This is a genomic window from Amycolatopsis sp. NPDC024027 (genome assembly GCF_040638975.1).
Lineage (GTDB): Bacteria > Actinomycetota > Actinomycetes > Mycobacteriales > Pseudonocardiaceae > Amycolatopsis.
This window is the reverse complement of record NZ_JBEZYY010000002.1, coordinates 503105-515783: the sequence shown is the minus strand read 5'-3', so window position 1 is coordinate 515783 and position 12679 is coordinate 503105. Positions and strand designations below refer to the sequence as shown.

10 protein-coding genes and 2 tRNA genes are annotated in these 12679 nt (G+C 69.6%); 3 read left to right on the top strand and 9 right to left on the bottom strand.

The genetic code is table 11. From position 1 onward, the window contains the following. Positions 1-3: 3 nt before the first annotated feature. Entirely contained in the window at positions 4-1227 is a 1224-nt protein-coding gene (locus AB0F52_RS07280) for a cytochrome P450 (RefSeq protein ID WP_360165626.1), read from the bottom strand. Between the two features lie 100 nt (positions 1228-1327). On the opposite strand from AB0F52_RS07280, the gene AB0F52_RS07275 reads away from it, so the two are divergent. Next, positions 1328-4441, top strand: coding sequence for a BTAD domain-containing putative transcriptional regulator (locus AB0F52_RS07275; RefSeq protein ID WP_360165623.1), 3114 nt, complete (start codon positions 1328-1330; stop codon positions 4439-4441). On the opposite strand, the gene AB0F52_RS07270 is transcribed toward AB0F52_RS07275, so the two are convergent. After that, a complete protein-coding gene (locus AB0F52_RS07270) occupies positions 4425-5168 on the bottom strand; it encodes an ABC transporter permease (protein WP_360165620.1) in 744 nt (247 codons plus the stop codon). The two genes, AB0F52_RS07275 and AB0F52_RS07270, sit on opposite strands and share 17 nt — an antisense overlap. Beyond that, the gene (locus AB0F52_RS07265; protein WP_360165617.1) at positions 5165-6100 is read right to left on the bottom strand and encodes an ATP-binding cassette domain-containing protein; all 936 of its coding nucleotides are present in this window, start codon (positions 6098-6100) and stop codon (positions 5165-5167) included. The genes AB0F52_RS07270 and AB0F52_RS07265 overlap by 4 nt, the downstream gene beginning before the upstream one ends. Positions 6101-6205: 105 nt before the next feature. Between AB0F52_RS07265 and AB0F52_RS07260 the strand changes: the two genes are divergently transcribed. After that, on the top strand, positions 6206-6619 hold the full coding sequence (locus AB0F52_RS07260; RefSeq protein WP_360165614.1) for a hypothetical protein: 414 nt from the start codon (positions 6206-6208) through the stop codon (positions 6617-6619). A 63-nt stretch (positions 6620-6682) separates the two neighbouring features. Here the strand turns inward: AB0F52_RS07260 and AB0F52_RS07255 are convergent. Together AB0F52_RS07255 and AB0F52_RS07250 are read right to left on the bottom strand one after the other, a co-directional pair. Continuing rightward, positions 6683-6755: transfer RNA gene (locus AB0F52_RS07255), tRNA-Ala, on the bottom strand. 34 nt (positions 6756-6789) lie between these two features. Beyond that, positions 6790-6957: a DLW-39 family protein gene (locus AB0F52_RS07250; RefSeq protein WP_003100602.1), complete on the bottom strand. Its 168-nt coding sequence runs from the start codon at positions 6955-6957 to the stop codon at positions 6790-6792. A 420-nt stretch (positions 6958-7377) separates the two neighbouring features. On the opposite strand from AB0F52_RS07250, the gene AB0F52_RS07245 reads away from it, so the two are divergent. After that, the gene (locus AB0F52_RS07245; RefSeq protein ID WP_360165609.1) at positions 7378-8547 is read left to right on the top strand and encodes an oxygenase MpaB family protein; all 1170 of its coding nucleotides are present in this window, start codon (positions 7378-7380) and stop codon (positions 8545-8547) included. A gap of 15 nt (positions 8548-8562) precedes the next feature. On the opposite strand, the gene AB0F52_RS07240 is transcribed toward AB0F52_RS07245, so the two are convergent. The 4 genes from AB0F52_RS07240 to gyrA form a co-directional block, all read right to left on the bottom strand. Continuing rightward, positions 8563-9141 (bottom strand): hypothetical protein, encoded by a 579-nt coding sequence (locus AB0F52_RS07240; protein ID WP_360165606.1) that lies wholly within the window; start codon positions 9139-9141, stop codon positions 8563-8565. Positions 9142-9284: 143 nt separating this feature from the next. Beyond that, positions 9285-9358: transfer RNA gene (locus AB0F52_RS07235), tRNA-Ile, on the bottom strand. Between the two features lie 49 nt (positions 9359-9407). Then, the gene (locus AB0F52_RS07230) at positions 9408-10073 is read right to left on the bottom strand and encodes a DUF3566 domain-containing protein (protein WP_360165603.1); all 666 of its coding nucleotides are present in this window, start codon (positions 10071-10073) and stop codon (positions 9408-9410) included. Positions 10074-10123: 50 nt separating this feature from the next. Further along, positions 10124-12661, bottom strand: a complete 2538-nt coding sequence (gyrA, locus tag AB0F52_RS07225) for a DNA gyrase subunit A (protein ID WP_360165600.1) — start codon at positions 12659-12661, stop codon at positions 10124-10126. Between the last annotated feature and the right edge of the window lie 18 nt (positions 12662-12679).

Here is a 12679-nt window from a genome sequence, read left to right as displayed (position 1 = left end):
GGTTCACCGGGCCGGTTCCGGCCACGTGACCGGCAGCTCGTGGACGCCGTAGATGTTCATGTCCGTGCGCAGCTTCACCTCCCCGGCCGGGACAGCCAGCGCCAGGGCGGGGAAGCGGCGCAGCAGGCCTTCGAAGCCGGCGCGCATCTCGATGCGGGCCAGTTGCTGGCCGAGGCACTGGTGGACGCCGTGGCCGAAGGATAGGAGGCCGCGGGCGTTGCGGTGGATGTCGAGCGTGTCCGGGTTTTCGAAGCGCCGGGGGTCGTGGTTGGCCGCCAGCAGCGAGACGACGACCGTCGAGCCCTTGGTGATCGTTTCGCCGCCGAGCTCGAGGTCCTCCGTGGCGTAGCGGAAGAAGATGTCGGCCACCGACAGGTAGCGCAGCAGTTCTTCCACCGCGCCGGGCAGGAGTTCCGCGTCGGCGCGCAGTTCGGCCCACTGCTCGGGGTGCTGCAGCAGCGCGAACGTGCCCAGTGACAGCATGTTGGCCGTCGTCTCGTGGCCGGCGAGCAGCAGCAGGAACGCCGCGCCGGCCAGCTCTTCGACGGTGAGGTCGTCGTGGCGGGCGAGGTCGGACAGGATGTCCTCGCCGGGTTCGGCGCGCTTGCTCGTGACCAGTTCGGACAGGTACGTGTTCAGCGCGACGTACGCGCCCATCTTCTCCTCGAGCGTCTGCTCCCGGAGCATGAACTGGGCCGAGTTCGCCTGGAAGGTGTCCCGATCCGAGTAGGGCACGCCGAGCAGCTCGCAGATCACCAGCGAGGGCACCGGGAGCGCGAACTCCTTGACCAGGTCGACCGGCGGGGCCAGCCGCGCCAGGTGGTCCAGCTGCCGCTCGACGACGTCGGCGATGTGCTCCTCCAGCTGCTTCATCCGCTTGACGGTGAAGGCGCCGGTGAGCCTGCGGCGCAGCCGGCTGTGGTCCGGCGGGTCCATGGCGATGAACATGCCCGGCATCGGCGGGGACGGCTCGGTGGCGGCGGGCATCCCCGTCTCGTACGGCACGTGGATGACGTCGAGGTCCAGGCGGGAGCTGAACCGCGTGTCGGCCATCATCTGCCGGACTTCTTCGTAGCCGCTGACGAGCCAGCCCTCGTGGCCGTCGGGGAACACCAGCGGGCTGACCGGGCGGGCGTCGCGAAGCCGGGTGAGCGCGCTCGGCGGGTCGAAGGGCCCCGCGTCGCGGTCCATGGGGAGTCCGTGCGGGACGTCGGCCGTCTGGCTCATCGGCTTTCCTTTCGTGGTGGTGTGCCGACGACGATCGCCGAGCGGGCTGACACGGGCCTGACACGCCTCGGACACCGCCGCCCGTGGCAAGATCGGCCGCGTGCAGATCGGGATCCTGGGGCCCTTCGAAGTGCGCACGGCCGACGGCGTGCTCGCCGACGTGCCCGGCGCCCGTCTGCGGGGGCTGCTGGTCGCGCTCGCGCTCGAGCCGGGCCAAGTGGTCCCGAAGGGGACGCTCGTCGACTGGATCTGGGGTGAGCACCCACCCGCCGAAGCCCCGAACGCCCTGCAGCGCCTGGTTTCCCGGCTGCGCAAGGCCCTGCCCGAGGGGTCGGTCGACGGCCGGCCGACCGGCTACCGGCTGGTGGTGGCACCCGAGGACGTCGACGCCGTGCGCTTCGAACGCCTCGTCGGCCAGGCGCGCCAGGAAGACGATCCGCGACGGCTGCGCGAGGCACTCGCCCTCTGGCGCGGTCCGGCCATGCAGGACGTCGAACTGCCGGAAAGCGCGGCGTTCGCAGCCGCGGTCACCCGGCTCGAAGGGCTGCGCCTGGCCGCCCTGGAGGACCGGTTCGACGCGGAGGCCCGGCTCGGCCACGGCGCGGAGCTGGTCACCGAGCTGACCGACCTGGTGGCCGCGCACCCGATGCGGGAACGGCTCGTCGCCGCGTTGATGCGCGCGCTCGTCGCGACCGGCCGCGACACCGAAGCGCTGCTCGTGTACGAGCGCACGCGGGAAACCCTGGCCGACTCCCTCGGCGTCGACCCGTCGCCGGAGCTGTCCGAAGTGCACGTCGCGCTACTGCGCGGCGAGCTGGGCCGGCGGGAGGAGAGCCGGAAGACCAACCTGCGGGCCGAGCTGACCAGCTACGTCGGCAAGGACGCCGACGTCACCGCGGTCCGCGAGCTCGTCGCCGAACACCGGCTCACCACGCTGATCGGGCCGGGCGGTTCGGGGAAGACCAGGCAGGCCACGGAAACCGCGCGCACGCTGCTCGGTGACCTGCCGGACGGCGCGTGGCTGGTCGAGCTGGCCGGGATCGGCGCCGGCGACGACGTGGCCCAGGCGACGCTCGGCGCGCTCAAGCTCCGGGACTCGCTCGTCGGCGAGGCACCGGACGCCGAGCCGACGGACCGGGTCATCGCCGCCCTGCGGGAACGTTCGATGCTGCTGATCCTGGACAACTGCGAGCACGTCATCGAGTCCGCGGCGGCCTTCGCGCACCGGGTGCTCGGCGAGTGCCGACGGCTGCGGATCCTCGCGACGAGCCGGGAACCGCTCGGCATCACCGGCGAGGCGCTGTGGCAGGTCGCGCCCCTGGCCCTGCCCGCGGAGAACGCGGATCCGGCCGAAATCGAGGCCGCCCCGGCCGTCCGGCTGCTGCGGGACCGGGCCGGCGCGGTGCGCAAGGACCTCGCGGTGGACGTCCGCACCCTGGCGCGCGTCTGCCGCGCGCTGGACGGAATGCCGTTGGCCATCGAACTCGCCGCGGCGCGCCTGCGCACGATGTCGCTCGACCAGCTCGCCCACCGGCTCGACGACCGGTTCCGCCTGCTGACCGGCGGCAGCCGGACCGCGCTCCCGCGGCACCGCACGCTGCGCGCGGTGATCGACTGGAGCTGGGAACTGCTCTCCGACGCCGAACGCCTCGTGCTGCGCCGGCTTTCGGTGTTCTCCGGCGGGGCGAGCCTGGAGGCGGCCGAGCGGGTCTGCGGCGACGACTCGGCCGAGGTGCTCGACCTGCTGACCTCGTTGACCGACAAGTCGCTGGTCGTCGTCGTGGGCGACGAGGCACCGCGCTACCGCATGCTCGGCACGATCAAGGAGTACGCCCAGCAGCGGCTCGCGGAGGCGGGCGAGGCGGACGTCGCCCGGCGCGCCCATCTCGCGTACTTCACCGAACTCGCCGAGACGGCGGAGCCGCACCTGCGCCGCGCCGAGCAGCTGACGTGGCTCGCCACGCTCGAGGCGGAGCACGACAACATCACCGCGGCGATGCGCGGAGCAATCGCGGCGGGCGAAGCGGCGGAGGCGATGCGGCTCGCGGCGACCGCCGGCTGGTACTGGTGGCTCGCCGGGCACCGGGCGGAGGGCAACGAGCTGGTCATGGCGGCCACGGCCGTGCCCGGTGAGGTGCCGGACGAGATCCGCGGCGTGGTCTACACGTTCGTCGTCCAGTTCGTGACGTCCGGGCAGCAGAGCGACGAATACCGCGCGGAAGACTGGATCCGCAAGGCGTACGAGATCAGCCTCGGCGTCGACAACCCGCGGCTGGCGTTGCGCTTCGCCGGCTCCCTGGAGCGCCTGCTGCACGGACCGGACGCGGCGCTGTCGGCGTTCGAACCGCTGCTCGCCGACGAGGACCCGTGGGTGCGGGCGGTGGCCCGGTTGCAGCTGGGCAAGATGCGCATCCAGTTCGGCCACGGCGACCAGGCCGCGGACGCACTCCTCGAGACGGCGGTCGCGGAGTTCCGCGCGCTCGGCGAGCGGTGGGGCACCTCGTTCGCCCTGACCGAGCTGGCGGACCGCATCGCCGTGCGCGGCGAGTTCGCGAAAGCGTGCCAGTACTACGAGCAGGCCGTCGACGTCGTGACCGAGGTCGGCGCCATCGAGGACGTCGTCCGGATGCGGGCGCGGCAGGCCCAGCTGTACTGGCTGCTGGACGACGAGCAGGCGAGCGCGGCCGCACTGGCCGGAGCCCAGCGGGCCGCCGAGCGCGTGGCCTGGCCGAACGCGCTGGCCGAGCTGGCGCTGGCCAAGGCGGAACTCGCACGCTGGAGCGGCGACACCGCCCAGGCACGTCGCCAGCTCGACGTCGCCACGACGATGATGGGCGACGACGCCCAGCGCGCGAACGTCCAGGCCGTGGTCCAGGACCTGCTCGGTTACCTCACCGAGGACCTCGGCGAAGCCCGTGCCCACCGGGCGGCGGCGTTCGACGCGGCGACCGAAACCGGACACCCGCTGACGATCGCGCAGGTCCTCGTCGGCGTCGCGGACCTGGCGCTGCGGGAGGGACAGGACGAGCAGGCCGCACGGTTGCTCGGAGCGAGCGCGGGTGTCCGGGGCCTGCCGGACCGGTCGCACCCGGACGTCGCCCGGATCGGGGAAACCGCCCGGCGTCGCCTCGGTGACGTGGGGTTCACCGAGGCGACGCGGGCGGGGTCGGGAGCGAGCTGGCCGGAGCTGGCCGCGGTCACGCTCGCTTCTTGAAGGTGGACGACGCCCACAGGTAGCCGACGACGGCGATCCCGGCGCACCACGCGAGGGCGGCGATCAGGGTGCCGGTGGCCGGCGTCCCGTTGAGCAGCCCGCGCAGGGTTTCGATGATCGGCGTGAACGGCTGGTACTCCGCGAACTGCTTGAGGCCGGGCCCCATTTTTTCGGCAGGCACGATCGCGCTGCTGAAGAAGGGGAGCATGACCAGCGGCACCGAAGCCAGGCCCGCCGTTTCCGGCGTCTTCGCCGCCAGGCCCAGTGCGATCGTGAGCCAGCCGGTCGCGAACCCGAGGAGCACGACGACACCGAAGGCGCCGAGCCAGTCGAACAAGCTCGCCGCTGGGTGGAATCCCAGCAGGAAGGCCACCCCGAGGAGAGCCGCGATGGCGATCAGGTTGGTCAGCACGCTGGCGACGACGTGCCCGGTCAGCACCGCGCCCCGCGAGACGTCCATGACCTTGAAGCGGTTGATGATGCCCTTGGTCATGTCGGAGTTCACCGCGGTCGCGGTCGCGCCCAGCCCGTAGCAGACGGCCAGCAGCATCAGCCCCGGCGTCGCGTAGTCGACGTAGTTCACGCCGACGCTGAAGGCGTCTCCGAACATGTAGACGAACATCAGCATGACCACGACCGGCATCAGGATCGCGTTGAACACCGACATCGGATTACGGGCGATGTGCTTGAAGTTGCGGCGCAGCATCACGATCGAGTGGGAGTTCATTTGGCCGGCACCTCCGTGGCGTGGCCCGTCAGGGCGAGGAAGACGTCGTCGAGATCGGGGGTGTGGACGGAGAGCTCTTCGGCGCTGAGCGCGTATTCGTCGAGTCTGTCCAAAAGGGACCGGAGCGATTTCGTGCCGCCGTCGCTGGGCACGCGCAGGGCCATGGCCTCGTCGTCCCGGCTGGCGTCGGTGAGGATTCGCGCGGCCGCGTCGAGCTCGCCGGCGGTGGTGAACCGGAGCCGGACGTGGGTGCCGGGAATCCGGCGCTTGAGTTCGTCGGCCGTGCCCTGGGCGACCAGCCGGCCCTGGTCGAGCACGGCGATGCGGTCGGCGAGCTGATCGGCCTCTTCGAGGTACTGGGTGGTGAGGAAGACGGTCACCCCGTCGGCGACGAGGTCGCGGATGATGGCCCACATGGTCCGGCGGCTGCGCGGGTCGAGGCCGGTCGTCGGTTCGTCGAGGAAGATGATCCGCGGCCGGCCGACGAGCGTCATGGCGAGGTCGAGCTTCCGGCGCATCCCCCCGGAGTAGGTCGACGCGGGCTTGCGCGCGGCCTCGGTGAGGTCGAAGCGCTCCAGCAGCTCGGCGACGGTGTTCTTGCCCCCGCCGCGCCGGTTCAGGTCGACCATCAGCTGCAGGTTTTCCTGCCCGGTGAGCAGTTCGTCGACGGCGGCGAACTGCCCGGTGACGCCGATCGCCGCTCGCACGGCCTTGGCCTCGGCGGCCACGTCGTGCCCGGCGACGCGAACTGTGCCGCCGTCGGCTTTCGTCAGCGTGGTGAGGACGTTGACGGCCGTGGTCTTGCCGGCCCCGTTCGGGCCGAGCAGGGAGAAGATGGTCCCGGCCTCGACTTCGAGGTCCACGCCGTCGAGGACGGTTTTGTCTTGGTAGGCCTTCCGCAGTCCGGAGGCCGTGATCGCCAGGTCTGTCATGGGAGCTACTGTCGAAGGCCGGCCTGACACCGACCTGACACGAACCTGACCCGGTCGCTCTAAAGTCCGTTGAGGCGCTTCCGTCGACGGCGTTCAGGAGGACCGATGGTGGCATCGACCCCGCCACGAGCGGACCCGCGCACGCTGGTCGCGGTGGCGCTGATCGCCGCGTTCACCGGCGCCGGCACCGGGGCCTTCTGGACCGCGATGGCCGGTAAGTATGACCGGTTGTGCACCACCGGCAACCCGTTCTGCTCGCTCGGCCAGGTGATCCTGGGCGCCGAGATTTTTCTGGCGACCGCCGCCGGGACGCTCTTGCTCACGCTGCTCGCCCTGAGCATGACGCGGCTACGGCCGAAGCGCCCGATCGTCCTGACCGCGCTGCTGGTTCCCCTGGCGTCCGCGGTCGCTTACAACCTCACCGGCGGAATCGGCGCCTACCGGATCGCGCTGCTGGCTCTGGTTTCCGCGGCCCTCCACGTCTGGGTGGCCTGGCTCGCCCGGACCGGCGTGCGCTGACCGATACGACAAAGCCCAGGTCGGCGGAACCGGTCCGACCTGGGCTTGTGTGTTCTTCGAGTGTGGAGCTGAGGGGAATCGAACCCCTGACCCCCGCCTTGCAAAGGCGGTGCTCTACCAATTGAGCTACAGCCCCGGACGCGGACGGCGCACCGCCCGCGGGGTGAAGATCAGTTGTGGGAAGCGCCCGCCGGCTTGGCCGGAGTGGTGCCGTTGGTGGAGGGGACCGGCGCGGTCGCCTCACGCCAGAGGTCGGCTTCGGCCTTGGCCGCCTTGTTGCGCTTGACGACGAACAGGACGCCGCCCGCGATGACGGCGAGTGCCAGCAGCTTCTTCACCGAAGCCCCCTTCTCAGCTTGCTTCCCTTACCCCGCGATGTTACTGCACGGCTGCGCGCGGGTGTCGGGCACTCTTGGTTCCACGTGGAACCACTGGTAACGCACGTCACACGCTCCGGGAAATACTGTTGCGGGCCCTTTGGTTGTACGAAGTGGTCGATGTGCCCACCGTGTCCCCCGGGCCTCACCCCATCGCCTTCGCGGAGTTCCGCCAGGCTGGAGCCGCGATGAGCCACTCGCCGAGAGGCGACCGTGCGGCACGTCGACCGTAACCGCTCAGCCCTGCCGGACTTCTCTTCCCGGCAGGGCTGACCTGTATCCCGCGGTCACGCTTGGTGATCGAGCGGATCAGTCGTTAGAGGCTCTGCCGTGCCCGAACAGCGCTAGCGCCGGGTTCGAGACCCGGCTGAGGCTGGGTGCGTGCCAGAAACGCAGAACACGAAGGCGACCGCACTGACCGCCGTCGAAGCGCTGAAGTACCAAGGTGATCCGCTGGCCGACGCGGTGATCGCCGACTTGGTGGCCGGCGGAACGACCAGCGCGGTCAACGACGTGCTGGCCCGGTTCCGGGACAACGACCAGCCGGTTCCCGAGGACCTCCCCGAGCCGGTGCGCCGTTACCTCGTGGCCACGGACGCCCCGCCGGATTGGGCCGATCTCGACCGGATCGCGGCCGCGTACGAGTTCTTCATGGACGACGGGGTGCACGTCGCGTCGGTGCTGTCGTTCGGCGCGATGGTCAACTGCTACGCCCAGCCGCGGCCATCGCGCGTGCTGTCGCTCACGCACCGGCTCAACCAGCCCCATCGCCGGCTGTCCGAGACGTCGCAGTTCGTGCTGAACCTGATGGGCCGCAACCCGTTCGGCTCCGGCGGCAGTTTCGTGCCGACGATCCAGAAGACCCGGCTGATCCACGCCGCCGTCCGTCACTTCATCACCCGATCCGGCGAATGGGACATCGAGGCGGACGGCGTGCCGTTGTGCCAGCAGGACATGCTGGGCGCATTGCTCATCTTTTCCGTCCAGGTCATCGACGGAATGCGCCGGATCGGCATCTCCGTCACCGACCGCGAAGCCGAGGACTACTACTACGTGTGGCGGGTGACCGGCGCCCTCCTCGGCATCCCGGCCGACGCCATGCCCGAGACCCTCGCCGAGGCCCAGGCACTGAACGCGCGGCTCGTCGAGGCGAGTTACGGCCCGTCCGCCGAAGGAATCGAGCTCACCCGCAACCTCCTGCGCCTCTACGAGAACTTGGTGCCCGGCAAAGCGTTCGACGGCGTGGTCGCGGCGATGGTCCGCCAGGTCGTCACCCCGCAGGTCGCCGACTGGCTCGAGGTACCGCACTCGCGCGCCTGGGTCCGCACGGTAGCCGCCGGCACCCGCGTGATGCGGCTGCTCGAGCGCTCGGAAGACCGCAGCCGGGTGGCCACGACGGTGCTCGACAAGGCCGGCAGCCTCCTCTTGGGCGGAAGCGTACGCACGCTGACCGACGGGCAGCCGACCACCTTGACCATTCCCTCGGACCTGCGGGAGAAGTGGCTGGCTGCCGGCGTTTGCCCGGTGAAACCTGCTCGGGACGGCAGATAGAAAGCTGACCGCGGCTCAGACCCCTTTGATCCGAGCAATGAGCTCGTCGCGGTACTCCTGCACCGCCTGAAACTCCGGTTCGTCGCCGGTCGCTCGCTTCAGCGCGCCTTCCAGGATTTTCAGCCCGTGGCGTTCGTCGCCGCGCGCATCCGCCTGCCTCGCGGCGTTCTCCAAGGCTTTGGCAAGCTTGGTCTGCGCCTCGGGTTCCTTGATGGCCTGGTGGATCCGGATCCAGTTGCCGCCCGGATCGACGACGGTGAACCCGGTGTACCGGTCGTTGCGCAGCCGCGGCCGCGTCATGCGCGGAATGCCGGCGATCAGCCGTTTTCCGTGCACGGACCGCATCCCTGCCGCGAAGGCCTCGTACAGCTCGTTGGTGTCCGCCACGATGACCAGGCACGTGCTGTACGACTGCGCCGGGTCGTAGCCGTCCATCCCGAAGAAGTGCAGATTGATGTCTTCCCGCCGCACCGCGACGTGCGGGTTCGGCCGCGTCTGCCGATAGGTGATCTCGAAGCCGAGCATCTCGTAGAACGACGCGATCTCGTCGATGGAAGGACAGGGCAGGAGCGGAATGGTCAGTTCGTTCGCCATCACCCGAAGCTAAGCCCGGACCCGCCGAAACGACACCGAGCTATTTGCTCATGCGAACAGCATCGCGGGCTCGCTCAGCTCCACAAGTCACTCAGGTCATGCAAAAGCCCGGTCCGCATTCCGCGAACCGGGCTTGAGTTGCGTGGGCCTACCAGGACTTGAACCTGGGACCTCTTCGTTATCAGCGAAGCGCTCTAACCGCCTGAGCTATAGGCCCTCGAACGAGGAGAACTTTACAGGACCCCCGAGGGGGCCCTGCAACCGGGTCACTCCCGTTCGGACAGGGTTACCTCGAGGCCGCCCGCGAGGTCTGCCGAGACGTTGTAGATGAACGCGCTCACCGTTGCCAAGGCTGAAACCAGGACGATGTTGATCGCGCCCAGGATGGCCGCGATGCCGAACACGCGGCCGGCGCTGATCAGGGGTTCGGCTGAGGCGTTGGCGCCCTCGCCGCCGACCAGGGACGAGTATGTGCCGTTCAGCTTGTCCCAGACGCCCATGCCGTCGAGGACCGTGTACAGCACTCCGACCGCCACCAGCCAGACGAAGAACATCGCGACGCCCAGGACCAGGGACAGCTTCAGCACCGACCACGGGTCGAATCGCTTCACCTGCAGCGATGCGCGGCGCGGGCCGCGGCCCGGGCGACGCAGCGCGCTCGGACGGGCTCGCTGGGTCGATGCCGAGGGGACCTCGCTGCCGGAGGGTGGGGTGTCGCCTGAGGTGCCGCCGAAGAGGCGGGGGGCTGCGCTGCCCGTCACCACCGGACGTTCGGGGGTGACGGGCTGCGTTGCCGCGGCCGGGGGCGGTGCCTCGTCCGTGGCCAGCTTGACCGTCGCTTCGGCGTCGCCTTCCTTGTCGACCCGCTGCCAAGGTGGGCTGGCCGGCGTTCCGTTCGAACCCGCTGCCTCGGGATTCTCGGTCGGTGTCACGAAGAGTCAGTCCTTACCCGTGCCGTGGGGCGCTGTCCGTAGTTGTGAACTTACTGCTCCGACGGCGCCGTCGTCTCTTCACCCGCTTCGGGCGCTTCGGGAGCTTCACCATTGGCGACGTCCGAGGGCTCGTCCGCGTTGCGTGCGACCGCGAGAAGAGTGGTGCCTTCGCCGAGATTCATCAGCCGGACCCCCTTCGTCTGCCGCCCTGCCTTGCGGACATCGCCTGCCGGTGTGCGGATCACGCCGCCGCTCGAGGTGATCGCGTAGAGCTCGTCCTCGGCGTCGACGATGAGCGCACCCACCAGCCTGCCACGTTTGCGGTCGTGCTGAATGGTGAGCACGCCCTTGCCGCCGCGGCCCTGGACCGGGTAGTCCTCGATCGGCGTGCGCTTGGAATACCCGCCGTCGGTCGCGACCAGGAGGAACTTGCCCTCCTTGACCACGCTGACGCCGAGCAGCTCGTCACCGTCGTTGAACCGCATGCCCATGACGCCGGACGTCGGGCGGCCCATCGGCCGCAGCGCCTCGTCCGTCGCGTGGAAGCGGATGGACTGGCCCTCGGCCGACACCAGGAGCAGGTCGTCCTCGGCCGCCGCGAGCACCGCGCCGACCAGTTCGTCGCCTTCGCGCAGGTTGATGGCGATGAGGCCGCCGGAGCGGTTGGAGTCGAAGTCGGTGAGCTTGGTCTTCTTGACCAGGCCGCGCTTGGTGGCGAGCACCAGGTACGGCGCGACCTCGTAGTTCTTGATCTGGATGACCTGGGCGATCTGCTCGTCCGGCTGGAACGCCATCAGGTTCGCCACGTGCTGGCCGCGCGCGTTGCGGTTGGCCTCGGGCAGGTCGTACGCCTTGGTCCGGTAGACGCGCCCCTTGTTCGTGAAGAACAGGATCCAGTCGTGCGTCGAGCAGACGAAGAAGTGCTGGACGATGTCGTCCTGCTTCAGCGTCGCACCCTGCACGCCCTTGCCGCCGCGCTTCTGCGAGCGGTACAGGTCCGTTTTCGTCCGCTTGGCGTACCCCGTGCGGGTGATGGTGACGACGACGTCCTCGACCGCGATGAGTTCCTCGTCGGTGACGTCACCGTTGAAGCCGATGATCTTCGTGCGCCGGTCGTCGCCGTACTTGTCGACGATCGTCATCAGCTCGTCGCGGATGATCGCGCGCTGCCGCTCGGGCTTCTCGAGGATGTCCTTGAGGTCGGCGATCTCGAGCTCGATCTCGGCCAGCTGGTCGATGATCCGCTGGCGCTCCAGGGCGGCGAGGCGCCGCAGCTGCATGTCGAGGATCGCGGTGGCCTGGATCTCGTCGACGTCCAGCAGCTCCATCAGGGCCGGTCGGGCCTCGTCCGCGGACGGCGACCGCCGGATCAGCGCGATGACCTCGTCGAGCGCGTCGAGTGCCTTGACGTAACCACGCAGGATGTGGGCGCGCTCTTCGGCCTTCTTCAAGCGGAACCTGGTCCGCCGGACGATGACCTCGACCTGGTGGTTGACGTAGTGGCGGATGATCTGGTCGAGCCGCAGCGTGCGCGGCACGCCGTCGACCAGCGCCAGCATGTTGACGCCGAAGTTCTGCTGCAGCTGGGTGTGCTTGAACAGGTTGTTCAGCACGACCTTCGCGACCGCGTCCCGCTTGACCGTGACGACGATCCGCATGCCGGAGCGGCTGTTGGACTCGTCGGCGATGTCGGAGATGCCGGTGAGCTTGCCGTCGCGGACCAGGTTCGCGATGTTCTCGACGAGGTTGTCCGGGTTGACCTGGTACGGCAGCTCGGACACGACCAGGATCGTGCGGCCCTTCGCGTCCTCCTCGACCTCCACGACCGCGCGCATCCGGACCGAGCCGCGGCCGGTGCGGTAGGCGTCCTCGATGCCGGAGGTGCCGAGGATCATCGCCTTGGTCGGGAAGTCCGGGCCCTTGATCCGGACGAGCAGCGCGGCGAGCAGCTCGTCGTCGGTCGCTTCCGGGTTCTCCAGCGCCCAGACGACACCCTCGGAGACCTCGCGCAGGTTGTGCGGCGGGATGTTCGTCGCCATCCCGACCGCGATCCCGGAACCGCCGTTGACCAGCAGGTTCGGGAACCGCGACGGCAGGACGTCGGGCTCCTGCGTGCGGCCGTCGTAGTTGTCGGAGAAGTCGACGGTGTCTTCTTCGATGTCGGCCAGCATCTGCATGGCCAGCGGCGCGAGCCGGGACTCGGTGTACCGCATGGCGGCCGCGGGGTCGTTGCCCGGCGAGCCGAAGTTGCCCTGGCCGTCGATCAGCGGGTAGCGCATCGACCACGGCTGGGCGAGCCGCACCAGCGCGTCGTAGATCGCCGAGTCACCGTGCGGGTGGTAGTTGCCCATGACGTCGCCGACGACGCGCGAGCACTTGTTGTACCCGCGGTCCGGCCGGAAGCCGGAGTCGAACATCGAGTACAGGACCCGCCGGTGCACCGGCTTGAGCCCGTCCCGGACGTCCGGCAGCGCGCGCGACACGATGACGCTCATCGCGTAGTCGATGTAGGAGCGCTGCATCTCCTGCTGGATGTCGACCGGTTCGATCCGGTCGTGGTCCGGAGCCGGCGGCAGAGTTTCCGTCATGAGGTCCTTCTCGGGTGC

Bases quoted from the DNA above. Each gene is read 5' to 3' on its own strand.
- AB0F52_RS07260 (WP_360165614.1), top strand. From the start codon at position 6,206: ATGGTGGCATCGACCCCGCCACGAGCGGACCCGCGCACGCTGGTCGCG.
- AB0F52_RS07240 (WP_360165606.1), bottom strand. From the start codon at position 9,141: ATGGCGAACGAACTGACCATTCCGCTCCTGCCCTGTCCTTCCATCGAC.
- AB0F52_RS07280 (WP_360165626.1), bottom strand. From the start codon at position 1,227: ATGAGCCAGACGGCCGACGTCCCGCACGGACTCCCCATGGACCGCGAC.
- AB0F52_RS07265 (WP_360165617.1), bottom strand. From the start codon at position 6,100: ATGACAGACCTGGCGATCACGGCCTCCGGACTGCGGAAGGCCTACCAA.
- AB0F52_RS07270 (WP_360165620.1), bottom strand. From the start codon at position 5,168: ATGAACTCCCACTCGATCGTGATGCTGCGCCGCAACTTCAAGCACATC.
- gyrA (WP_360165600.1), bottom strand. From the start codon at position 12,661: ATGACGGAAACTCTGCCGCCGGCTCCGGACCACGACCGGATCGAACCG.